General features: G+C 51.9%; 20 protein-coding genes and 2 riboswitches. Of the genes, 9 read left to right on the top strand and 11 right to left on the bottom strand.

What is annotated here, in order from left to right; genetic code table 11:
• Positions 1 to 499: 499 nt before the first annotated feature.
• On the top strand, positions 500 to 2,395 hold the full coding sequence (locus tag IQ268_RS07285) for an NAD-binding protein (RefSeq protein WP_193877018.1): 1,896 nt from the start codon (positions 500 to 502) through the stop codon (positions 2,393 to 2,395).
• 247 nt (positions 2,396 to 2,642) lie between these two features.
• On the opposite strand, the gene IQ268_RS07280 is transcribed toward IQ268_RS07285, so the two are convergent.
• Positions 2,643 to 3,230, bottom strand: coding sequence for a hypothetical protein (locus IQ268_RS07280; protein ID WP_193877016.1), 588 nt, complete (start codon positions 3,228 to 3,230; stop codon positions 2,643 to 2,645).
• Positions 3,231 to 3,357: 127 nt separating this feature from the next.
• Entirely contained in the window at positions 3,358 to 4,731 is a 1,374-nt protein-coding gene (gene thiC / locus IQ268_RS07275) for a phosphomethylpyrimidine synthase (protein ID WP_193877014.1), read from the bottom strand.
• Positions 4,732 to 4,738: 7 nt separating this feature from the next.
• A riboswitch (TPP riboswitch) is annotated at positions 4,739 to 4,840 on the bottom strand.
• Between the two features lie 165 nt (positions 4,841 to 5,005).
• On the opposite strand from thiC, the gene IQ268_RS07270 reads away from it, so the two are divergent.
• The 3 genes from IQ268_RS07270 (at position 5,006) to IQ268_RS07260 (ending at position 7,184) form a co-directional block, all read left to right on the top strand.
• Positions 5,006 to 5,449: a cupin domain-containing protein gene (locus IQ268_RS07270; protein ID WP_193877012.1), complete on the top strand. Its 444-nt coding sequence runs from the start codon at positions 5,006 to 5,008 to the stop codon at positions 5,447 to 5,449.
• Positions 5,450 to 5,536: 87 nt separating this feature from the next.
• Positions 5,537 to 5,881, top strand: coding sequence for a hypothetical protein (locus IQ268_RS07265; RefSeq protein ID WP_193877010.1), 345 nt, complete (start codon positions 5,537 to 5,539; stop codon positions 5,879 to 5,881).
• Between the two features lie 202 nt (positions 5,882 to 6,083).
• On the top strand, positions 6,084 to 7,184 hold the full coding sequence (locus IQ268_RS07260; protein ID WP_193877008.1) for a DUF4394 domain-containing protein: 1,101 nt from the start codon (positions 6,084 to 6,086) through the stop codon (positions 7,182 to 7,184).
• Between the two features lie 122 nt (positions 7,185 to 7,306).
• On the opposite strand, the gene IQ268_RS07255 is transcribed toward IQ268_RS07260, so the two are convergent.
• From IQ268_RS07255 to IQ268_RS07245, 3 genes are all read right to left on the bottom strand, one after another.
• On the bottom strand, positions 7,307 to 7,957 hold the full coding sequence (locus IQ268_RS07255; RefSeq protein WP_193877006.1) for a Uma2 family endonuclease: 651 nt from the start codon (positions 7,955 to 7,957) through the stop codon (positions 7,307 to 7,309).
• 77 nt (positions 7,958 to 8,034) lie between these two features.
• On the bottom strand, positions 8,035 to 9,537 hold the full coding sequence (locus tag IQ268_RS07250) for a Na+/proline symporter (protein ID WP_193877004.1): 1,503 nt from the start codon (positions 9,535 to 9,537) through the stop codon (positions 8,035 to 8,037).
• A 216-nt stretch (positions 9,538 to 9,753) separates the two neighbouring features.
• Positions 9,754 to 9,850: riboswitch (TPP riboswitch) on the bottom strand.
• Between the two features lie 62 nt (positions 9,851 to 9,912).
• Positions 9,913 to 10,437, bottom strand: coding sequence for a hypothetical protein (locus IQ268_RS07245; protein WP_193877002.1), 525 nt, complete (start codon positions 10,435 to 10,437; stop codon positions 9,913 to 9,915).
• A 330-nt stretch (positions 10,438 to 10,767) separates the two neighbouring features.
• On the opposite strand from IQ268_RS07245, the gene IQ268_RS07240 reads away from it, so the two are divergent.
• Together IQ268_RS07240 and IQ268_RS07235 are read left to right on the top strand one after the other, a co-directional pair.
• Complete coding sequence (locus tag IQ268_RS07240; RefSeq protein WP_193877000.1) at positions 10,768 to 11,817, top strand: catalase family protein; 1,050 nt, start codon at positions 10,768 to 10,770, stop codon at positions 11,815 to 11,817.
• Between the two features lie 197 nt (positions 11,818 to 12,014).
• Positions 12,015 to 13,022, top strand: a complete 1,008-nt coding sequence (locus IQ268_RS07235; protein WP_193877228.1) for a DUF389 domain-containing protein — start codon at positions 12,015 to 12,017, stop codon at positions 13,020 to 13,022.
• Between the two features lie 15 nt (positions 13,023 to 13,037).
• Here IQ268_RS07235 and IQ268_RS07230 read toward each other — a convergent pair whose 3' ends face one another.
• Together IQ268_RS07230 and IQ268_RS07225 are read right to left on the bottom strand one after the other, a co-directional pair.
• Positions 13,038 to 14,297, bottom strand: a complete 1,260-nt coding sequence (locus IQ268_RS07230; RefSeq protein WP_193876998.1) for a competence/damage-inducible protein A — start codon at positions 14,295 to 14,297, stop codon at positions 13,038 to 13,040.
• A gap of 49 nt (positions 14,298 to 14,346) precedes the next feature.
• Positions 14,347 to 15,390: a glycosyltransferase family 4 protein gene (locus IQ268_RS07225; protein ID WP_193876996.1), complete on the bottom strand. Its 1,044-nt coding sequence runs from the start codon at positions 15,388 to 15,390 to the stop codon at positions 14,347 to 14,349.
• A gap of 206 nt (positions 15,391 to 15,596) precedes the next feature.
• Here IQ268_RS07225 and IQ268_RS07220 point away from each other — a divergent pair, with 206 nt between their 5' ends.
• From IQ268_RS07220 to IQ268_RS07210, 3 genes are all read left to right on the top strand, one after another.
• Positions 15,597 to 15,983: a DUF2358 domain-containing protein gene (locus IQ268_RS07220; protein ID WP_193876994.1), complete on the top strand. Its 387-nt coding sequence runs from the start codon at positions 15,597 to 15,599 to the stop codon at positions 15,981 to 15,983.
• A gap of 90 nt (positions 15,984 to 16,073) precedes the next feature.
• Complete coding sequence (locus tag IQ268_RS07215) at positions 16,074 to 17,261, top strand: TRC40/GET3/ArsA family transport-energizing ATPase (RefSeq protein ID WP_193876992.1); 1,188 nt, start codon at positions 16,074 to 16,076, stop codon at positions 17,259 to 17,261.
• A gap of 96 nt (positions 17,262 to 17,357) precedes the next feature.
• Positions 17,358 to 17,717, top strand: coding sequence for a helix-turn-helix transcriptional regulator (locus IQ268_RS07210; protein ID WP_193876991.1), 360 nt, complete (start codon positions 17,358 to 17,360; stop codon positions 17,715 to 17,717).
• A gap of 34 nt (positions 17,718 to 17,751) precedes the next feature.
• On the opposite strand, the gene IQ268_RS07205 is transcribed toward IQ268_RS07210, so the two are convergent.
• The 4 genes from IQ268_RS07205 to rsmG all read right to left on the bottom strand — a co-directional run bounded on the left by IQ268_RS07205 (position 17,752) and on the right by rsmG (position 22,330).
• Positions 17,752 to 18,420 carry a GerMN domain-containing protein gene (locus IQ268_RS07205; RefSeq protein ID WP_228035164.1) on the bottom strand — a complete coding sequence of 223 codons (669 nt, stop codon included), beginning with the start codon at positions 18,418 to 18,420 and terminating at the stop codon, positions 17,752 to 17,754.
• Positions 18,421 to 18,797: 377 nt separating this feature from the next.
• Positions 18,798 to 19,604, bottom strand: a complete 807-nt coding sequence (locus tag IQ268_RS07200; RefSeq protein WP_193876989.1) for a DUF2993 domain-containing protein — start codon at positions 19,602 to 19,604, stop codon at positions 18,798 to 18,800.
• Between the two features lie 28 nt (positions 19,605 to 19,632).
• Complete coding sequence (locus IQ268_RS07195; protein WP_193876987.1) at positions 19,633 to 21,438, bottom strand: proline--tRNA ligase; 1,806 nt, start codon at positions 21,436 to 21,438, stop codon at positions 19,633 to 19,635.
• Between the two features lie 79 nt (positions 21,439 to 21,517).
• The gene (gene rsmG, locus IQ268_RS07190; protein WP_193876985.1) at positions 21,518 to 22,330 is read right to left on the bottom strand and encodes a 16S rRNA (guanine(527)-N(7))-methyltransferase RsmG; all 813 of its coding nucleotides are present in this window, start codon (positions 22,328 to 22,330) and stop codon (positions 21,518 to 21,520) included.

The following is a 22,330-nucleotide window of genomic DNA, read 5'->3' as shown; positions in this document are numbered from 1 at the left end:
CGTGACGCATGCCAGAAGAGGCGCTCGAGGTTTTCTTGTTTGCATGATGCAAAGCCTGTAACCCGCTGAGACGATCGGGATGTTGCATTTGTAGATATTATTCAGGGCATTCATGCTGCTCAACGTTTCATTGCGCGATCGTTGCCCCCCACTGGAAACCGATGCATTGCGTGGGGGCGAAGCATTCGGCAGATACCTCTAAAATGTGGCAAACCATGTTGCCCGAATGCTTCGCCCCTAAAGGTGTATCGGGCAAATCGGTGTTTTTCAAGCATCTTGCATTAATTGCCAATATCTAGCTGCAAGTTGGCAGGTTGGCGATCGCCCCTCAGCACGTTCTATCCGCATCATCAACCGCCACATTTCAGCCAGACCGAGTATTACAAAGCTTCAACAATTCGCTGTACTGCGTGGAAACAACACCTCTGCCGGGAATACTTTATTACACCCTCTTGGAAGGTGAAATCACCGTCACAGCCGCACAGGAATTGGTATCGACATGGATAGACTGGCCGTTGCAGATCGATTGCGCTACAAGTTTGACAACTTCATGTCCAGAGGCACCATTGCTCTTGTAAGCGGGTTGGCACTAGCATCTCTGGCATTTATTGTATTGATGGGTCTTCTGGTGAGTGTGGCTGGCATTGCACCAGACGGCAGCGATCGCCTCAATCCGCTTGAAGCGATTTGGGGAGTGCTGATGCGAACTCTGGATGCCGGAACTATGGGCGGTGATGCAGGTTGGTCATTTCGCATCGCCATGCTCTTAGTCACCTTTGGCGGCATCTTTGTGATTAGCACCCTGATTGGTGTCCTTAGCAGCGGCATTGATACCAAACTAGACGACCTGCGGAAAGGCCGCTCTCGCGTCATTGAAACCGATCACATCGTCATTTTGGGCTGGTCACTTCAGGTCTTCACGTTGATTTCAGAGCTAGCCCTCGCCAATGCCAATCGATCGGATACCTGCATCGTCATCCTGAGCGAAGAAGATAAAGTGCAGATGGAAATGGCATTGATTGACGCGCTAGGTAAGCGTCCTCGCGTACGCTTAGTTTGCCGCACAGGTAGCCCCAGCAACATGGCCGACTTGGGCATGGTCAACATTCAAGCGGCACGCTCCATCATCGTCTTGGCTCCATCACATGGACGGGCAGATGCTCAACTGGTCAAAACCCTGCTCGCCATCACCAATATTGCGCGATCGGTTCCCCAGCCCTATCACATCGTCGCTCAAGTACAGAACTCCAAAAGCCTTGATATTATCGAGCTGATTGGTCATGACGAAGTCGAGGTCTTGCTAACCAGTGATTTAATTTCACGCATTGTCGTTCAAACCTGCCGTCAGTCCGGCTTGTCGCTTGTTTACATGGATTTGCTAGACTTCAGCGGCAATGAAATTTACTTCAAAGCAGAACCCGCTTTACAAGGAAAATCATATGGTCATGCCCTGCTGTCGTATAACACTTCCACGGTCATTGGCATCAAATATTCAGACGGTGCAATTCAACTCAATCCGCCTATCGACACAGAACTGAAAGCAGGCGAACAACTGATTGTGATCAGTGAGGATGATGATACAATTCGCCTCTCAAATGAGGCAGATCCTCCCATTGATTATCAAGCCATTCAGCTTCAAGAAAGAGGGGTTGCCAACGCAGAACACACGTTGATTTTGGGTTGGAACGATCGCGTCTCTGACATCATTCAGCAACTGGATCAATATGTTGCGCCTGCGTCCACTGTGACAGTCGTTGCTCAATTTCCAGAAACCGAGGTTGATTTATCGAAAGAAACGCTTGAGCTAAAACAACAAACAGTGCGCTATCGACAGGGAGATCCAACCGATCGAAATCTGATCAACGATCTGAACTTAACTCAATATAATCATGTGGTTGTCTTGTGCGACCTCAACCTTGAACCGGAGCAGTCTGATGCCCAAACCCTGGTGACATTGCTGTATTTGCGGGATGTTGCCAATCGCAGCCATCACGACTTTCAAATCGTTACCGAGATTTTAGATGTGCGGAACCAGGCGTTAGCTCAAGTGGCGCGCCCGGATGATTTTGTGATCAGTGAACAAATTATTAGCCGCATGTTGGCACAGGTCGCTGAACAAAAAAGTCTGAATGCGGTGTTTACAGATTTGTTTAATGCAGACGGGTCAGAAATTTACCTCAAGCCTGTCAAAGACTATGTTGAAATCGATCGCCCCGTTACTTTTTACACCGTCGTCGAAGCGGCCAGACAACGGGGAGAATCGGCTATTGGCTATCGTCGTAAGGCGGACGCTAGCAATATGGCACGATCCTACGGCGTTGTAATTAACCCCCAGAAAGATCAGCTCATTACGTTCGCGCCTCAAGATGTCGTGATCTTATTGGCCGAAAACTAAATGTCATAAAACTTGATGGGAGATAGCAGCGTCTCCCATCAGATTTACAGCAATAACTGGCAACCGATGCATTGCGTAGGGGCGAAGCATTCGGCAGATAGCTCTCAAACAGGGCAAACCATGTTGCCCGAATGCTTCGCCCCTACTCGCTCAAGAGGGTACCTGCAAAACGTTTCGCCTTAGCCCCACATCCCAAGTTTGGGGATGTGGGGCAGTTTGATTGCATTTAGCCCGTTTCAGTCAGTCTTTAACCGCGAGCGCGCTCCAGCAGAATCATCATCAGTAGACTTAATAACGCCTGTGTTTCTTCCCGCGACGAAAGGTGATCGACGGGCTTAATGGTAAATTTACGAGAGATGAATGATGGCCGCTTTTCCAAACGCATCACCACCGTACCGTCGCTGCGCTTCACTAAATATTTGGGATTGAAGACATAACCGCTCAATGCCCCAACAATGGGAATTTCTTGAAACAGAGAATCCAGCACCTTCACCCAGGGATTCTCTTCTTGAATATGAAGGGTGCTACTGGTTTCATTATCAAAAATATCGTAGTGAGCACGCCAGATCGATCGCATTCCCTTGCGTTTCACGGCACCCACACTGCTGCCACTGCTGTCCATAAAGTTGTAGCGGGCAGAAAAATCAATGATGCGATCGGCCTTGATGTCATAAAGCCGCTTTGTTTGGGCTTCATCGGCAAAGACACCGATCGCCTCTTTCAACTTAAATAACTTCTGTTTAACGAAGAAAACGAGATTGCCTTGAGCATCTGTTACGACCAGTTTGGGCGCTAACGTCCAAACTTTAAACGTGACTTCGAGGGGGTATTGCATACAGTACGACCAATAAGGAGAAGGTTGTACTTTAGTAATTCCCATTCAATCCTTCTACATCAGCACCAAAAAGGTTGAAGCATCTGCGGATGCTCCAACCCCAGGCACTTTATTCTATTCAGAACTATTAACTTTGCTGTATCGGTTCTCTTGCCAAGAACTTTTCCAGTTCGGTGAGCGCATCTGCATCCACCTTGGTCTGCATTGGGCAGAACTTAGGGCCACACATCGAGCAAAACTCGGCGGTTTTGTAAATATCGGCTGGCAGCGTTTCGTCGTGATATTCCCTGGCGCGATCGGGGTCTAGCGACAGCTCAAACTGGCGGTTCCAGTCAAAGTTGTAGCGAGCGCGGGAGAGGTCATCGTCGCGATCGCGTGCCCCCGGTCGGTGTCTGGCAATATCCGCCGCATGAGCCGCAATCTTGTAGGCAATCAGGCCAGCCCGCACATCTTCAGCATTGGGTAAGCCAAGGTGTTCCTTGGGCGTGACATAACACAGCATTGCCGTGCCGTACCATCCCGCCATTGCCGCCCCGATCGCCGAGGTAATGTGGTCATATCCCGGCGCAATATCCGTCACCAGTGGCCCCAGCACATAGAAGGGTGCTTCGGAACACTCCTCCATCTGCTTACGAACATTGAACTCAATTTGATCCATCGGTACATGTCCTGGCCCTTCTACCATCACCTGCACATCCTGCTCCCAGGCTTTGCGCGTCAGTTGCCCCAGGGTTTTCAGTTCCGCTAACTGTGCCGCATCCGAGGCATCGTGCTGGCAACCGGGACGCAGTGAGTCCCCCAGACTAAACGAGACATCATATCTTTTAAAGATTTCAATGATGTCTCCATAGTGCGTATAAAGCGGGTTCTGCTTGTGGTGATGCAACATCCAGCGGGCGAGAATGCCGCCACCGCGCGAGACAATCCCCGTGAGGCGATCGCGCACCAACGGCAAATGCTCAATCAGAATTCCGGCATGGATGGTCATATAGTCCACCCCCTGCTCAGCATGTTTCTCGATGATGTGCAGAAAGTCATCTGGCGTTAGCGTTTCAATATTGCCATGAACGCTCTCCAACGCCTGATACACCGGAACCGTCCCAATCGGCACAGGGGAGGCGTTAATGATAGCCGTGCGGATGGTATCCAGTTCACCACCTCCCGTAGACAGATCCATCACCGTATCTGCCCCATATTTCACAGCCAGCCGCAGTTTGTCTAATTCCTCCTCGATATCAGAAGAGTTGGGCGAGGCTCCAATATTGGCGTTGACCTTACACCTTGAAGCAATGCCAATACACATTGGCTCCAGGTTCGTGTGATTGATATTAGCCGGAATAATCATTCGCCCACGCGCCACCTCTTCCCGAATTAGATCGGCAGGCAGGTTCTCACGCCGCGCCACATAATCCATTTCCTCAGTGATCACGCCTTGACGGGCATAATGCATTTGAGACACGTTGAGCTGTCCGCGTCGCTTGGCGACCCAGTCTGTACGCATATTAAAGTCCTCAAATAAACAGCTTCCCTCCGCCGGTGCTAACCAGACTCAGGTTCTAAGGGTGTAATCTCAGCCTGGAAATAAATCGCAGGCACCCCTAGCTTGTTGGTCATCATAACACTGTGCAGGAAACGAGCAAGAGCGGCTGCAAAAAGTTGACGTTTTGTAGCAGTTCACAATGTTCCGCCGTAGACGGTGTAGAACACAAAATATAGGGCACGATAGTTATTTCCCTGATGACCTGATTAATTTCACTGTACACAGGACGTGAACCATGACCGACCACTCCACCCTTAACCATCCTTCCGACGAAATCATCACGGTCCATCCCACCACCGAAATCATGACGCGTCAGCGTCTCCCTTACTTCTTCGGAATCTCTCAATCAACCGCAGGCAGCACGGGTATTTCAATGAACCTGGTCATTATTCCACCGGGTGGCAAAGCAGAACCTCACTTTCATAAAGACTTTGAAACGGCAATTTATTTGCTGAAAGGTCGAGTTGAAACGCGTTACGGCAAAGGCTTGAAGAAATCGATTATCAATGAAGCCGGGGATTTTCTCTACATTCCGGCGGGGGTACCGCATCAGCCCCACAATTTGAGTGAGACAGAAGCAGCAGAGGCGATCGTGGCTCGTAACGATCCAAACGACCAGGAGAATGTGGTGCCTTACAATCCAATAACGGCAGTTGATGACCTGCAAGAGCATCAATAGGCTGCGAGTGTTGGCACTGTTTTAATCCTGTCTTAATGCAGAGCTATCGTTAAGGCACTCATGTCCACTGCAAACCGTTTAAAGCACATGACACAAAACTCCATTTGGATCGTGACCAATGATGCTGAACCAGTAACTGGGGAAGGACAGCGAGGATGGAGCGAAGAGGTACGACGCAGAATCGCTGGCTTCAAAGAGGTCAAGCTCCCGGTTGCAGAACTGGAGCAAAAGATGGGCGACTTTTTACAGGTCGTGAGTCGGCTGTTCAAACAAGCAGAGCAGCAGATCGACCCTGCCTCGGAAATGCGGCTAGAGGAAGTCGAGCTATTAGTTGAAATTAGCGCCAAAGGGGAGGTGAAGCTCGTTGCAGGCGGAGAAGCAGCCGGGAAAGGAGCCATTACGCTGAAATTTAAGCGGAGCGACTCCAGATAGCAATTTTACGTCTATACCGTCGCCTACTGTTTTGCCTACCGTTTATATAGACTGGCTCCATTGTGCTGTGCGGCAGTTCAATCGACAGTTACCCCATAGAAACAGGATGAACCGATCCGTCACCGTCGATTGCCACCATGCATCCAATTCGACATGCCATTCGTACTAGCCTTGTTCAAGCTATCCCAATGGGGGTGCAGCAATGGCTAATGGTCTAGACAACAACTTCAATCGAGCGGGAAACCTTGGCTTACTAAGAGGCGTACGAGCTGTTTCTGACTCAGTTGGAGCCAACGACAAAATTGACTTTTACCGTTTCAGGGTCAATGCTCGAAGCAGCTTTCAAGGAGCCATCAAACAGCTTAAAAGCAATGTTGACTTTTTTCTGTTTGATGGAAACCGCAAGCGAATTGGCGCTTCCACCAAGCCAGGTAAGCAGAATGAGTCAATCAACACGATTCTCGATCCGGGCACTTACTTTGTCCGGATCAATCGCAAGAGCGGTTCAACCAATTACAGGCTAAGGTTAGCAACTAGCGAGCTGGCGGCTCCCGATCCGGCGACTGCCAAGTTTGCTGGATTGACCGACAACAACACGTTAGCCTTCTTCAACTCCGATCGGCTGAACAACGTCACCAAAGTTGGCGTAACAGGCTTGCAAGCCAATGAGAACCTGGTAGGCATTGATTTTCGTCCCAATACTGGGCAACTGTTTGGCATCGGCAGCACCAACCGACTCTATGCGATCGATGCTACTACCGGAGCTGCAACTCAAGTGGGAACCGGCACATTCGCCGTGTCGCTGAATGGAACTAGCTTTGGTGTTGACTTCAACCCCACGGTCGATCGCATTCGCGTCGTTAGCGATTTGGGTCAAAACCTACGTTTGAACCCAGATACAGGTGCCGTTGTTGATGCTGATCTGGTAACGGCAGGGGTGCAGGCAGACGGCAACCTCAACGGGGCAACCAGTTCAATTGGCGCAACCGCTTACACCAATAAGTTTAGCGGTGCAACAACAACAATTCAGTACGGCATTGACGCAACGACCGATCAGCTATTTATTCAGAATCCTCCCAATGCGGGTACACAAACCCTGGTGGGCGCTCTTGGCGTGGATTTCACTGCCAATAGTGGATTCAACATCGTCACCCGCAATGGTGTAAACAGCGGATTTGCGGTTTCAGGCTCATCGCTGTACACGATTGACTTGAATACAGGAGCAGCCACCATCGTTGGCACCGTTCGAGATAAAAATCCGTCTGCTCAAGTCAACCTCTTTGGATTAGCCGTCAGGCCATAGCCAAGCCGTTTGATCTACTGACCCCGTAGATCCTTTCTCCCAGGTTCTCTGTCGATCGGTGTTGCTCTGTCATGGAGCAACATTGAATCACGGGAATTTGGGAGAATTCATAAAGGCATACTTTAAGCGTTAAGCTGCTGAAATTTCGTTAATAGCCACGCACTAACTTTGCCGTGATTCATTTGACGGGTCAGTTGTAACGCCTCTTGCAACAGCGATAGTTGTAGACCCGGCAAAACTTGGGACTGAGTAATTCTGCGGCTGCCCCCATTCTCAACCGCAAACGCAATCACTTGAACATTTTTTACATCAACAATCCAATATTCAGACACCCCCAAATCTTCGTAGAGCAAGCGCTTGTCGCCTTTATCATCAGCGAGTGATGTGTTGGCAACTTCAATCACCAGGGTTGGTGGGGGATAACTATTCAAATCAATAATTTTGGTGCCATAGGGAACAGCTTCTGCTGTTTCACCGATGTAGAAAGAAGAGTCGGGTTGAGCTTCATCCACCTCTGGTTTGCGGTAGGTGCAATTGTCATGCCCATCTAAATCAATACCACGGATCGCTGCAAACAGATGAACCGCGTAGCTTACAATCGAGTGGTCACGGGAGTGATCGTTACCAACTGGAGACATTTCTATTCTCATCTTGCCATTGTGATAATATCCCTTGGCCGCCTCGAAGGTTTTGTTCGCAAGGGTTTCAAGGTATTCGGCCCAGGTGGCGTTTACCCAGGTATCGGTTGAAAGTTGGGTTTGAGATAGGGTCATGGCCAACCTCGATCGCAACATCTAAACAGCAAGTTGATGCTCTTGATTCTAGTATGGCTCCGTTGAGCCGTGCAGATTCACTCCTTAATGTGGGCGATCGCCGCCTCATCCAACCCGTCATAGGAATGAATCTCGGTTCGCAGGCGATCGAAGTCAAAATAGTGAACCGTTCCGATACGGGCAGCAACCAGATTCCAACCCAAAATAATAGCCGTAGACACCACCACAGGCGCAACAAAGCTCACCAGCAAATCGCCGCCAAAGGGAATGCCAAGCCAGGGGCTATAGTCCGTTTTTGGAAAGAAGAGCGCGCCAGAGGCAATTCCCACTAACGAACTGATCACGGCAACCCTTCCAGTTAAACGGCGAGAGTATAGCCCATACAGAATGGGGACAAACACTCCGGCACATACCAGATCGGCCAGTAGAAACAGGTAAAGCACGTTGTAGCCCTGAGCCGCAATCAAAACGGCTGGAATGCCGATCGCCACTGTGATCACGCGAGAGGCGCGCAGCAATCCTGCCGTTTGCATGGAGGGAAACAGGCGCGTCAAATCCAGGGTAAAGACGCTGGCAATGCCGTTGAGTAAGGTATCCAGGCTGCTCATCACCAGCGCTAGCGCCAGCACTAACACCACAATGGTGAACCAGACGGGTAACGCAAGCTGCTGAATCAACGAGAAAAAGGCGCGATCGTCCGCAAAGCCAAACTGGCTGGCTAGCACCCCCAGCAAACCGGCCACAAACAGCATCGGCAAGATGGCGATCGCCGACCCCAAAAACGCCCGCTTAACCGTACCGTTTGTGCGACAAGCATACACCCGTTGCCAATTGCTCTGGTTAAAGATTTCGGCGACTAAAACCGCAATGACCAGCGTTGCCCCAAACTTGATGCCAGGGCCATTGCTAAACGACAACAGTTCAGGAGCGTTCAAACGAACAGGAGCCAACGCGCTGCTAATGCCCCCCAGAGCCATCACAGCAACCCCAAGGCTAATTAACAACAGCGGCACAATGACGGTGAACTGAATTGCGTCTGTAAAGATAGTGGCACCCAGCCCGCCGTAGGTGGTGTAGATAAAGGTAGCTGTAATGACCACTAATGCAGTCCACCCTAGCGGCACATCTGCCATGAGCTGCACCGCTTTGGCGATCGCAGTCAGCTCGGCGGCCAGGTAAATGAACATGTAGAAGACGATAATTGTCAGCGTTAGTACATACATGGCGTTGCCAAAACGGTGCAGCACATACTCATTTAGGGAATGGCCGTTGGGCATCAGGTAGCGAATGCGAGAACCAATTTTGGCAAACACGGCAGAAGGTGCGGCTTGCCCAATGCAATAGCCCACAATACCAGCAATGCCACTGGTGGCACCGACTTCTGGCAGGCTAAACAAAATCCAGGCTCCCAGTGCCGATGCCACAATCGTTGAAAACGCCATCCAACTGCCGTAGCGATTACGGCTCACCACGTATTCTTCTAAGTTGATGGTGCGCTTACTGGTGTGGAGAAACCCCAGCAGGGCAAATACCCCTGCTGTTACCAGTGTGACTAAGAGAGCGATCGCCCCAATTGACATTATTCTGAACCTACCTCTAGACAAGACAAAACGGTGCGGCTAGAGGCCATGCTGGAACTGAGAATAGGGAATACCAGAAATAAGGATCTGACACGGCATAGAGGAACGGCATCTTGCTCCGTCAGCCTTTAGCTGTCACCTTACTTCAACACACCATCACCAAGAGAAAGCTTTATAGAGCCTTCTGGTGGCGATCGCTCGTCGTTGTGGCGCAAAGAACCTCAATCAACGCTTCCCTCCGCTGGCATAACCCAGTCTCAGGTTCCAAGGGTGTAATCTCAGCCTGATTGCTCAGGCACCCCTAGCTTGACTGCTTATCATATCACTGAGGCAGAAAGCGCGATCGGTTGATTCTTGAATTTAGAGCAGGTCAGATCAGGAGTTGTTTCGGGTTGATGTTTCCAGGTTGGTCATGCGCCTTTCAAGCATCAGGATAGACTGCCCCTGTCGATCTACTAGTGTAGGAATAGTGCTTCCTTTTCGCAGCAATTGCTCCAGGTGGGCAAGGCGCTCCTCTAGTGCTGCAATTCTCCCTTCATGCTGTCCTTTCGTTCCTCGGGTAATCTGTGGTTGCCCCATCCGATCTTCTAGTGCGGTCAGCCGATCTTCTAGTGCGGTTACAGACGGATTGGCCTGCTGAACCTGCTGATCGACCTGCTCCATGAAACGGTTGACCTGGCCTAAGTACTTTTCCAACGCACTACGAGGATCGCTGAGGTGAAGCTCCGAAACCGTCTTCTGCACCTCTTCCTGCAACTCTTGCCACGGTTTCAAACCCTGCTGCACTAGTTTGACCGTCCAATAGGTCATATTGACGAACTCGCCTTCCAGCACCGATCGCAGAACATTAGAAGACAGTTCTAAGTTGTTGAAATTACTCTGGTGCATATTGTGAGCCACAGGATTCATTCCTAGCGTTGTTCAGCATTGGCTGATCCAGACAATCGACATGAGCCAGGTGTCACTAGCGCTGTAGGAGTCTGGCCTACCAGTTTCACTCTAAGCAGGGAATGCCGGATATCCGTCCGTCTTAAGTGAGAAATGAAGGGTCGCTATTTTCCTGAAGCCCCACCTTCCACGTATCGGGGGATGACACGATTTACCGTCTTCATGACGACAGAGCAGATTCTAAGATTTCTTGGAGGATTCCTCTATCCACTCCAAGTAAGCCATTAAAGTAAGAGTCAATTCACAAACCAGATATCATTTTTGCCGTGCCAGGAGAAACCTATGCAAAACCCAACGGGCGTGCTGGAACTGGGTAAAGAGTATCCCCCACCAGGTGAAGACGCTGTGATTGCAGAGCTGGAACGAATTAGCGTTGAGCTGCTAAAGCGAGACTACCCGGCGAACGTTCGTCCCGCCCGCCGCGACGCTCATGCCAAGCATCATGGCTGTGTTAAAGGTAAACTGAGCATTGAAGCCGATTTACCGATCGCCCTCAAGGTTGGCATCTTCAAAGAGCCACGCCACTATCCGGCGTTGATTCGCTTTTCCAACGGCGACAGGCACGCCCAGGATGATACAAAAGGCGATACACGGGGCATTGCCATCAAACTACTGGGGGTGGAAGGCGAGAAGGTTCTGGAATCGGAAAAGCATGAGCAAACGCAAGACTTTACGCTAGTGAACCATCCAGTGTTTGCCATTCGCGATGCTCAAGATTATCTGGAATTATTTCAACTGCTGATTAAGGGAGGGAATAAACTCAAGTTTTTCTTTCCTGGCATCAATCCGCGTCAATGGCGGCTGCATGAGTTTAAAATTGCGACGACCATCAACCGCAAGAAGATCATCAGTCCTCTGGAAATTCAATATTGGAGCATGACCCCTTACCAATTGGGTACTGGAGCGGCTAAGTTTTCAGTTAAGCCACAGGTGGTTGGCGTTGCGCCTAAAGCCATTCCCAAATCGCCCCATTATTTGCACACAGCAATGGTTAACCACCTGGCAACGCAGGAAGCCCGGTTTGATTTTTTGGTGCAACTGCAAACCGATCCGTACAGAATGCCGATCGAAGATCCAACGATTGCCTGGGATGAAGCTGTCTCGCCGTACCAAAAAGTTGCCACGCTGACCATTCCGCCCCAGGCGTTTGACTCCCCCGAACAAATGGCGTTTTGCGAGAATCTCTCTTACTCGCCGTGGCATTCCCTGCCAGAACATAAGCCGTTGGGTGGCATCAACCGCGTCCGCAAACATATTTACGAGTCGATCGCCCGACTGCGGCACGAAATGAACAATGTTCCCTACCAGGAACCGACAGACAGCACCATATAAACAACGAGACTGGTTTTTGTAGCTATGCGATGGCATGGAAGCACTGCATTCACAACCCTGGTCTGGTGCTGAATTGACCTTACTCCAACCATGACGCTAACAGCTCACCACACCAAGAACAACATTGAGGTTATGAAACTGATTGACAGCAAAATCAATCATGATGACTAAGTTGTTTAAAGAGGCGAGAGCGCATGATGCTAAACAAGCTGCGTCAGTTAAATCGTCAATATTTTTTAGGAAGACGGGTTTCACCGCAGCAGCTAACGTACATGCGGGACAGCCTGATGGAAGAATCCATCCCAGATTTAAACTACGTTGTGCTGCTCTTGGGATCTTGCGCGATCGCCACCTTTGGGCTGTTATCCAACAGTGCGGCTGTCATTATTGGAGCCATGATTGTGGCACCGTTAATGCTGCCGATTCGGGGGATTGCCTTTGGCGCATTAGAGGGCGATTTAGAGCTGTTCCGCAAAGGTTTAATTGCCGTCAGCGTTGGCACCATCGTTTCGGTGCTTCTCTCTGTGCTAATTGGCATGATGATCGGCTTATCAACCTATGGGACTGAGGTTCTGGCGCGATCGCGTCCTACCCTACTCGATCTCGGCGTTGCCGTTGCAGCAGGCGGCATCAGCGGCTTTGCCAAGGTGCAGCCTAAGGTGTCCAATGCGTTGGCCGGAACCGCGATCGCTGTGGCACTGATGCCGCCCATTTGTGTCGTTGGACTGGGGGTCGCACAACTGAACTGGCGGTTGAGTTTGGGTGCAGGTATCCTTTATCTCACGAACTTATTTGGCATTACCCTGTCGTGCATGATGATCTTTCTGGCGGCAGGCTACACGCCACTGGCACGGGCACGAAAACCAGTGGCGCTAACCACCCTAATGACCAGCCTGTTACTGATTCCACTGGGCATTAGCCTGGTGAGGCTGGTCAACCAGGTACAGCTAGAAACCAGCCTGAGACAGGCGCTGCTCGGACGAACCATCACCTTTCAGCGGGTGCAGCTTTTGTCCAGCGAAACCAACTGGCTCAGCACCCCGCCAGAAGTCCGGCTGTTTGTCAGCACGCAAGAAGCGATCACGCCTTACCAGGTCGGACTGTTGGAAGATTTTATTGCTCAAGAAATGGGGCGATCGTTTACGCTTATTTTTGAAATCACCGAGCTTCAGGAAGTCCGCCGGGAAGAACCACCTGCGGAATAGCCCAGTAAAGCCGCATTAAGCTAATAATCGCCGCCGCAACCCATCCAGCGCGTTGCAAATGCTCAACCAGCGGATTAACTCTCGGCCTCGAATCGAGTTGAACTGATGTTTAACGGCTTCCAACTGTCCATCTGGCCCGGCAAAACCAACATAAACCAACCCTACAGGCTTGGCCTCGCTACCGCCACCTGGCCCCGCCACGCCAGTAATGCTCAGCCCCCAGGTTGTACCAAGGCGATTGCGCACACCTGCCGCCATTTGCCTGGCAACCTCTTCGCTCACTGCCCCATGTTGCTGCAACTCGTCAGGATTTACGCCAAGCAGGTTCACCTTTACCCGGTTATCGTAGGAAATTACACCACCCCAAAAATAAGCAGAGCTACCGGGTACCGTCGTCAAAAATTGTCCCAATCCGCCTCCCGTGCAGGATTCAGCAACGGATAACGTGGCTTGATCGGCTTGCAGCAACTGCCCCACCACCGAAGCAAGGGTATCGTCATCGGCTCCGTAACAGTCCAGTCCGGCAATCTCGCGCAACTGTCGTTCAACGGGTTCAATTTGCAATGCTGCTTCTGCCTCCGTTGCCGCTTTGGCAGAGATGCGTAGCCTAACTTCACCCTTAGCGGCATAGGGTGCCACCGTCGGACTTTGCAAATCAAAAAAGGAGACAACCTTTTCTGCCAAAACAGACTCCGACACGCCCCAGAACCGTAGCGTCCGGCTGTAGATGGTTTCCTGCCCCCATCCCTGACTGCGAAGAAACGGCACCGCTGTTTGCTGCCACATCGCCTGCATTTCGCTGGGCACCCCCGGAAACGTCAGGATGATCAGCCCCGGACGCGGTTGCCAGATGATTCCCGGAGCGCTGCCGACCGGGTTGGGCAATACCTCTGCTCCGTCTGGCAGTAAGGCTTGCTTGCGATTGCTTGGCGACATGGTACGACCGCTTTGGGCGTACTTCTGAGCAATATCGGCGATAATCTCCGATCGCTCTATCAGCGGCGTTTGAAAAAAATCGGCCAGCGTTTCGGTCGTCAAATCGTCAGGTGTTGGCCCCAAGCCCCCGGTGAAAATAAGCAGACGCGATCGCTCACAGGCAATGGCGATCGCCCGCTGAATCCGCAACGGATTGTCACCAACAACGGTTTGGTAATAGTGAGCAATGCCCAACTGCGCCAACTGTTGCGCCAAATAGTGAGCATTGCTGTTCAAAATCTCGCCTAGCAGCAGTTCTGTGCCCACGCAGATAATTTCTGCACTCTGACGTTCATTCATGAGAAACGTGAAGAATAGGGGACATTAGGAAACGTGCCAATCGTTCCCCTCACTGACGCGCGTGCCGCCGCACTTGCCAGGTGGTGTAGGTTAGTAAGCCCGTTGCGGCGATCGCATAACCAACCCCACTCGGCAGCCCCGAAAAAGCCAGCGCCAAACTGCCAACCCACAGCGTCAACGAATAGATGAAGATCACCGTTAACCGATGGGAAAGCCCCGCCTGCAACAGGCGATGGTGCAGATGGCGCTTGTCGGCCACAAAGGGCGACTTGCCGCTGCGAAGGCGATCGAGGATCACCGCTGACATGTCTAGAATGGGCACCGCCAAGATGAGATACGGCAACACCACCGCCACCGTGGTAACACCTTTCACTAAACCAATCACACCAATCCCAGCCAGCGTGAACCCCATAAAATAGGCTCCGCCATCTCCCATAAAAATTTGAGCCGGGTTGAAGTTGTACTTCAAAAACCCCAACGCGCCACCCGCCAGCGCTGCCGCAATTAACGCTGCCGCTGGCTGGTTCATAAACAAGCTGACGATCAGCATTACAACCGCCGCAATACCAGATACGCCCGCAGCCAGCCCGTCCAACCCATCAATCCAGTTAATAGCATTGGCCATGCCCACCAACCAAATCACCGTGATTGGCAAACTAATCCAGGCAGGCAAGGACGTTAGCCCAATAAACGGAATCGTTAAAAACGCAATTTGGACACCAACCCACCAGGCACAGGCGGCAACGGCAGATTGCAGCAACAGCCGCACCACCGCAGACAGTCCAAACAAATCGTCCGCTAATCCGATCAGAAAAAAGGCAACTCCACCCAGGGTGACGCCCCAAATTTCATACTCCTGGTCGGGCGGCAAGATGCCAAACCCGCCCGTTTGCCAAACGCCAAGCAATGCAACCAGGGTTCCGAGAAAAATGGATACCCCACCCAAACGAACCATTGGGCGTTGATGAACTTTCCGTCCGCCAGGAAGATCAACCCGTCCGCTCTTAAGACCGAGCTTTTTCACCACTGGCGTACTAAGAAGAACAACCACGGCAGAAATGAGAAATGCAGCCAGGTGGTACTGAGGAGTCATCTGAAGATCGATGGGTGCAAGATGAAACGAGTGTCAGGCAGAGTCTACATGAACTGTTGACTTGACGCCAGAGCATAAGCAGGTTTTTTAGCTACTTCAACAGTGAGCCAAATCTAACCGCCTGTTAAAAAATGGACTTAACTTAGATATATATACTCGAATTTTGCAGCAAGACAGCTTTACTTTTGCTCAAACGACTCGAACTCATGACAGATATCCTTGAAATTTTACGGGAAGATTATCGAAAATTTCCCCACGACCAGACCTACAGCATCTACGCTGACGATGTTTATTTCAAAGATCCGCTCAACGAATTTCGGGGACGCGATCGCTATCGCACCATGATTGGGTTTATCAAAACCTGGTTCATCAATCCCCGTATGGATGTTCACACCCTGGAACGCCACGGCAACACGGTCAAAACCGAGTGGACGCTCCACTGGAATACACCCCTACCCTGGAAGCCCAACATTGCGATTCCGGGCTGGAGTGAACTGCTGGTGAATGAGGACGGCCTGATAACCTCTCACGTTGATTACTGGCGCTGTTCACGGATAGACGTGGTGAAGCAGCATTTCTCGTTGGGCAAGTAGACCACCGGAAACATCCCCCGTCCCCACACCCCACCCTTTGATTCATAAAGTAAAATAATGTAAATGTTTCTCATTTAGTATCTAACATCCATGCGCGTAATTTTGATGACAGGCAAAGGGGGCGTCGGAAAAACATCCGTTGCTGCCGCAACCGGGTTACGATGCGCCGAACTGGGATACAACACCCTGGTTCTCAGCACCGATCCGGCTCACTCCCTGGCCGATAGCTTTGACATGGAGCTAGGGCACGTCCCCCGGCAGGTGCGCCCCAATCTCTGGGGAGCCGAGCTAGATGCGCTGATGGAGTTAGAGGGAAACTGGGGAGCCGTCAAACGGTACATCAGTCAGGTGTTGCAGGCGCAAGGGCTAGAAGGGGTAGAAGCAGAAGAGTTGGCGATTCTGCCGGGAATGGACGAAATCTTTAGCCTGGTACGGATGAAGCGCCATTACGACGAAAACGAGTTTGATGTTTTAATCATCGACTCTGCCCCTACTGGAACCGCTCTACGGCTATTGAGCTTGCCGGAAGTGGCCGGGTGGTACATGCGCCGATTCTACAAGCCATTTCAGGCCGTGTCGGTGGCATTGCGACCGTTAGTCGAGCCGTTGTTTCGCCCGATCGCCGGATTCTCGCTGCCCAACAAGCAGGTGATGGACGCACCCTACGAGTTTTATGAGCAAATCGAAGCGCTTGAAAAAGTGTTAACCGACAACACCAAAACTTCGGTGCGGCTAGTCACCAATCCCGAAAAGATGGTGATTAAGGAGTCACTGCGTGCCCATGCCTATTTGAGCCTGTATAACGTTGCAACCGACCTGGTCGTCGCTAACCGCATCATTCCAGATGCCGTCACCGATCCGTTTTTTCAGCGGTGGAAAGAAAACCAGCAGAAGTATCGTGGCGAAATTCACGACAACTTCCACCCTATCCCCGTCAAGGAAGTGCCGCTCTATTCTGAAGAGATGTGTGGGCTTGAGGCACTAGAGCGTTTGAAAGAAACCCTCTATGCCGATGAAGACCCCGCTCAGGTTTATTATAAGGAAACAACGTTGCGGGTGGTGCAGGACAACAACCAGTACAGCTTAGAGGTATACCTACCCGGAATTGCCAAGGACAAGGTTGAGCTGAGCAAATCAGGCGATGAGCTAAACATCCGCATTGGCAACCATCGGCGCAATCTGGTACTGCCCCAGGCACTTGCCGCCTTGCAGCCCGCCGGAGCCAAGATGGAAGATGACTATTTGAAGATCCGGTTTCAGACGCCAGTCACTGCATAATGACTGTTAGAGACGATTGTTGTGTTCCATTACTCTATTGGCATAGATAAGTTGACTGCTAGAATTTGGGGATCAGACCTTCGTAACTAGATGGGCATGAAAGCAGCAGAGCCTGTATCTTCGGAAGTTGTGCAACAAGTTGCTGAGTACTTTGGTGTACTGAGCGAACCGATGCGCCTTCGCATCCTAAACCTGCTACGGGATGGGGAAAAGTGCGTGCAAGACTTAGTTGAGGCAACGGCGACCAGCCAAGCCAATGTCTCAAAGCATCTAAAAGTCATGCTGCAAGCGGGAATCCTGCATCGGCGTAGTGAAGGAACGTCGGCCTATTACAGTGTTAAGGATGACCTGACCTTTGAACTGTGCAACCTGGTGTGCGATCGCCTTGCCACCCGTATTGAACAACAAGCCCAGCATTTTAGAGCCTTCAGCTTAGCGAGTAGCAACAAAAGCTGAAGGCTTTAATTTAAGGCTGTTTTAGAGACGATCCTTAAAGGGCAAAGTTTTGGTCAAAATCAGCCCGAGTCATCGGCTGATCGACGATTAACCCTTCACCCCCCAGGGTTTCCAGCGGTTCTCCATCCACCGAGAGCCAAACGCGGGCATTGGCATCCAGACTAGAGGCAGTGTAGATCACCTGTCCTAACCGTCCTGTCATTGCCGTGCTGCCGCCACCCTGAATGAACTCTTGCGACAGATCGACGTGAACGCCATCACTCTCGATGCTGAGGCTCCGCAGGTTCGTTCCTTCGGGGATAGTAGATGCTACGTCAGTGGCACTGGGGCCTTGAAGCAGTTGCTCAAAAGCGGCCTCTAATACCGATTCGGGTTGACTCGCTGTGTCTACAGTGACCTGGCTCGGCACCAGTTCAAAGCGGTTGTTTACGTCTTTCAACCAATACACCTGAGCCGTCTGCTCGACAGGTGCCTGGCTTGTGGGCGTTGGTACTGTCTGGGGTTGAACGGGTTGGGTGGTTGAGGTGTTGGGCTGTGCAATGGGTTGAGTGGAAGACGTGACCGATCGCCATGCCCACCAGGCTCCACTACCGCCTGCCAGTACCAGAACAACAGAAAGTATCCCCACCAGCCCTAGCCGCATTCGACGGTGGGAGGGTTCTGGTACGGGTTGCAAATCGTGAACGGGTTGATTATCTTGCATCGAAAGGGTCCTCTAAAATCGGCAACAGGTTGCGGAAACCCGAATGACTCAGTTGTTCATGAGAATAAACGTTGGTCGTTAAACTCGACAGGCATGAATGGCTTGACTGGAAGAGTGTGACTAGCCCTATGGTCATAGACTTCTACAACAAATCGATTGTTGCAAACCCATCGTCAAGACTTGTTGAGCCACAAGTGGCGGTTCGTTAAAAGCAAGTTGGGGCGATCGCCAACCGAGTTAGTCTGCGTTTAACCCTGGCATAGCGTTGCAAAAAGCGGTTGTTTGGCGGTTGTCTGGTCAATAGTGGGGGGAGCCAGGGTTGCCAGCGATTGTTTTACTGCGACGTTCTCTAAAAGAGTAACTACAGCAGCGTGTGGCTAGTTTCCGGAAAGTGAAGCAGAACCTGGCTCCACTCGCACAAAGCCCGCCAACGCCAATTCATCCGGGTTCAGTTCCAGTTGTAGAATTCGCGCCAGGACACCAGATGATTCCAGCCGCGACAGGTCGAGCCGTTGACCAATGCCTGAAACCAAAAGGTTGATAAACTGCGGCGGAATGGGGCTACCGTTCACTGTAACGGCTGGATCAACCAGTTGCAGTTGCCGTCCGCCATCGATCGCAATTCCCGATTCGGCAATAATCAGCAACTGCTCGTCGCTACCAGCCTCTTGTAGAGTGACCTGAAACTGGATGCGATCGCTCTCCAAAAAATCGACAAAGGGCTGGGTAAAGGCATACCGCCGCAGTCCCTCGGCTGACGCACCCAATGCACCGATGCTCACATCTTGCAGCCGTTGTTGCACCAATGGAGACTGTAGCGCCTGATTGATATCGGCTTCGGTTAGCACCAGGCGAACCCCGGCTTGCAGCGGTTGGTCTAAAGCTGGAGCTGAGCCGTTGCCGTTGTTCAGGGCTGCCAGGTTGAGGTCGATCGGGTCGGTTTCCACCTCTAGCACGTCAATTCGAATCCCCTGGCGAGGGAACAGCCCCCGTCCGGCAATGCGAACGCGATCGACCCGACCAGACAGCAACTGATAGCTCGGCGTATTGTCTACCCGAACCTCTAGCTCTTCTGCAAATTCCAGGCGATCGCGAATTGCGTCTTCGGCAAGGCTATCTACAACCAGGCCAGCCGGAGACACTGCCCCCAGCAACACAGACAAGAGAATTGTGATCAGTTCCATAGCACCTGTTTAAGACAGCCGTTCGGCGCTAAGACAGCGCATCTGCCACCCACTGTTTCACCGTTGCCACCACCTCGTCGATCGCAATCTCTTGCGACTCGCGGCTGGCTCGCTTCACGACTTCTACCTTGCCTTGCTGGAGCGATCGCCCGGTGACAATGCGATAGGGAATGCCAACCAGATCGGCATCTTTAAATTTGACCCCTGCCCGCTCGGTGCGATCGTCTAGCAGGGTTTCAACTCCAGCCTGGTTAAGTTCGGCGTAGAGCCTTTCCGCTGCCGCCACCTGATCGGCATCGCTAACATTGGGAATGACCACAATAGCGTGATAGGGGGCGATCGCCACAGGCCAGATAATGCCGTCCTTATCGTAGGATTGCTCTACCGCTGCCTGAGCCATCCGCGACACGCCAACCCCGTAGCAGCCCATCACCAGCGGCACATCTTCCCCTTGCTCGTTGGTATAGGTTGCCCCCATTGCGATCGAGTACTTGGTACCCAGTTGGAAAATGTGGCCAATTTCAATTCCTCTGGCGCTTTGCAAGAGTTGAGTTGGGTCATGAATGGCGCGATCGCCCTTTCTGGCGGTTCGCACGTCCACCACCGTTTGGGGCAGCGTAAACGGGTCGCCCCAGTTTGCGCCAACAACGTGGCGGTCAGATTCATTGGAGCCGGTGACAAAATTCGTTAACTCCACCGCTGTTTGATCCACCAACCGATAAAACTTGGGCGCTAACGTTTTGGAAGACTGGATATAGTCATCGCTCAAATCAGGGGCAATGTAGCCCAACGGTAACGGTTTGGTTGCCCATTTCTTTTGCGCGTCTTCGTTGGGCACCTCCAGGGCAATGACCGCCTTGCCGCCGTACTGGTCGGCTACTCGTACCAGTTCATTCTGCAACTTGACCTCGTTCACATCCTGGTCGCCCCGAATGCTAACCAGCACCAGCACATTCATGCCGTTGTCGTAGGTTACCTGGTAGAGCACGTTTTTCAGAATCTGCGTTGGAGAGCATTTCAGGAATTGGCACAGCGAGTCGATGGTGGGCGTTTGCGGTGTATCTCGCTTTTCATAGGTTTGGAAGGGCGACGGTTCCGCGTCTAATGGCAAGGAAACGGCTTTCTCAACGTTGGCCGCATACTGACCGTCTTCGGTGTACAGCACCTCATCCTCACCCGCTTCGGCTAGCACCATAAATTCTTGTGAGCCGGAGCCACCGATCGCCCCAGAGTCGGCATCCACGGCTCGAAACGCTAGACCCGCTCGCCGCAAGATGTTGCAGTAGGCATCGTGCATTTTGTGGTACGTCTGTTTTAGCCCTGCCTCATCCACGTCAAACGAGTAGGCATCTTTCATGATGAACTCACGACCGCGCATCAAGCCAAAACGAGGGCGAATTTCATCCCGAAACTTGGTTTGAATTTGGTAGAGGTTGAGAGGAAGCTGTCGATAGGAGCGGATCATGTCACGGGCGATCGTTGTAATCACCTCTTCGTGGGTTGGCCCTAAACCCAGTTCCCGATTCTGCCGATCGACCAGGGCAAACATAATGCCCTCTGCTTTGGTGTAGGTGTCCCACCGTCCAGACTCGCGCCACAGTTCGGCAGGCTGTAGTTGAGTCAGCATACATTCCTGCGCCCCAGTGGCATCCATTTCCTCGCGCACAATCTGCGAGATTTTTTTCAGCACACGCCACATCAGCGGCAAATAAGCATAAATGCCGCTACCAATCCGCCGAATGTAGCCTGCCCGCAGCAGCAGTTTGTGGCTGGGAATTTCTGCCTCTGCCGGGTCTTCGCGCAGCGTGACAAAGAGCATCTGTGACAGTCGCATTCTATTCCCCTGGTCAAATAATCACATTTTCCCAGTCTAGAGCATCTGCTAACCCATGTTCTCCAGTGCTTCAGCAAGTTCACACAAGCGGCTGTTGCACAGAGCCGCCTGAGCGAGGAAACCGGGGAGAGGTAGGTGCCACCTTCCGCAACTGAAGGCAATGACGTATGCCCTGGGTCGTGGGTGTTGTAAATGGGTCAATGGTGGCGATCGCGCCCCCCAACTGCTCCACAGCGGCAGCAAATGGCTCTGCTTCCGCCTCAGTCCACTGTCCGCGATACAGCACGGCCAACCCGCCAATTTTGAGCAAGGGCAAGGCGTATTCTGCACAAACAGCGGCAGAGCCAACGGCGCGAATGAGCGCTAAATCATACTGTTCTCGGTGCCGGGGAATGCGCCCCACTTGCTCGGCGCGACCCACCAGGGTATGAGCATTTTGCAGCGCCAAGGCCAGCAACAGCGAGTCGAGGAATGCTATTTTTTTGCGGGTCGAGTCGAGGAGCGTCAGCGTCCAATCGGGACGGGCGATCGCAATTGGAACTCCTGGGAACCCTGCACCCGTACCAATATCAATCACTTTGAATGGCGAAGCGGTTGTTTCTAGCGGCGGTTCAGCATTCTGGCTCGGCTCGTCCTGGCTCGGCTCATCCTGGCTCGGCTCGTCCTGGTTCACAAATAGAGGGGCAACTCCTCGCAACGAATCCCAGAGATGCTTTTCCCAAAACTCCTCTGGCTCGGTGATGCGGGTCAGGTTCAACTGACGGTTGCCTTCGAGGATGAGTTCGTAAAGGTGCTGAAACTGGGTTTGTTGAGCGGGAGTAGGCTGCCAGTTCAGTGTCTCTTGCCACAGTGAAGCGAGTTCGGACAGCGTTGGGGTATTGGGGTTCATCAT

Origin of the sequence: Oculatella sp. LEGE 06141 (assembly GCF_015207605.1) — a bacterium.
Classification (GTDB): Bacteria; Cyanobacteriota; Cyanobacteriia; order Elainellales; family Elainellaceae; genus Oculatella.
Note: the sequence above shows the minus strand (reverse complement) of the source record. Positions and strands in the feature narration are given on the sequence as shown.

Coding starts and splice junctions, on each gene's coding strand:
- IQ268_RS07250 (WP_193877004.1), bottom strand. CDS start 9,537: ATGTCAATTGGGGCGATCGCTCTCTTAGTCACACTGGTAACAGCAGGG.
- IQ268_RS07195 (WP_193876987.1), bottom strand. CDS start 21,438: ATGCGACTGTCACAGATGCTCTTTGTCACGCTGCGCGAAGACCCGGCA.
- IQ268_RS07255 (WP_193877006.1), bottom strand. CDS start 7,957: ATGACCCTATCTCAAACCCAACTTTCAACCGATACCTGGGTAAACGCC.
- thiC (WP_193877014.1), bottom strand. CDS start 4,731: ATGCGTACAGACTGGGTCGCCAAGCGACGCGGACAGCTCAACGTGTCT.
- IQ268_RS07230 (WP_193876998.1), bottom strand. CDS start 14,297: ATGAATGAACGTCAGAGTGCAGAAATTATCTGCGTGGGCACAGAACTG.
- IQ268_RS07260 (WP_193877008.1), top strand. CDS start 6,084: ATGGCTAATGGTCTAGACAACAACTTCAATCGAGCGGGAAACCTTGGC.
- IQ268_RS07205 (WP_228035164.1), bottom strand. CDS start 18,420: ATGCAAGATAATCAACCCGTTCACGATTTGCAACCCGTACCAGAACCC.
- IQ268_RS07210 (WP_193876991.1), top strand. CDS start 17,358: ATGAAAGCAGCAGAGCCTGTATCTTCGGAAGTTGTGCAACAAGTTGCT.
- IQ268_RS07220 (WP_193876994.1), top strand. CDS start 15,597: ATGACAGATATCCTTGAAATTTTACGGGAAGATTATCGAAAATTTCCC.
- IQ268_RS07225 (WP_193876996.1), bottom strand. CDS start 15,390: ATGACTCCTCAGTACCACCTGGCTGCATTTCTCATTTCTGCCGTGGTT.
- IQ268_RS07285 (WP_193877018.1), top strand. CDS start 500: ATGGATAGACTGGCCGTTGCAGATCGATTGCGCTACAAGTTTGACAAC.
- IQ268_RS07215 (WP_193876992.1), top strand. CDS start 16,074: ATGCGCGTAATTTTGATGACAGGCAAAGGGGGCGTCGGAAAAACATCC.
- IQ268_RS07265 (WP_193877010.1), top strand. CDS start 5,537: ATGACACAAAACTCCATTTGGATCGTGACCAATGATGCTGAACCAGTA.
- IQ268_RS07270 (WP_193877012.1), top strand. CDS start 5,006: ATGACCGACCACTCCACCCTTAACCATCCTTCCGACGAAATCATCACG.
- rsmG (WP_193876985.1), bottom strand. CDS start 22,330: ATGATGAACCCCAATACCCCAACGCTGTCCGAACTCGCTTCACTGTGG.
- IQ268_RS07280 (WP_193877016.1), bottom strand. CDS start 3,230: ATGCAATACCCCCTCGAAGTCACGTTTAAAGTTTGGACGTTAGCGCCC.
- IQ268_RS07235 (WP_193877228.1), top strand. CDS start 12,015: ATGCTAAACAAGCTGCGTCAGTTAAATCGTCAATATTTTTTAGGAAGA.
- IQ268_RS07200 (WP_193876989.1), bottom strand. CDS start 19,604: ATGGAACTGATCACAATTCTCTTGTCTGTGTTGCTGGGGGCAGTGTCT.
- IQ268_RS07240 (WP_193877000.1), top strand. CDS start 10,768: ATGCAAAACCCAACGGGCGTGCTGGAACTGGGTAAAGAGTATCCCCCA.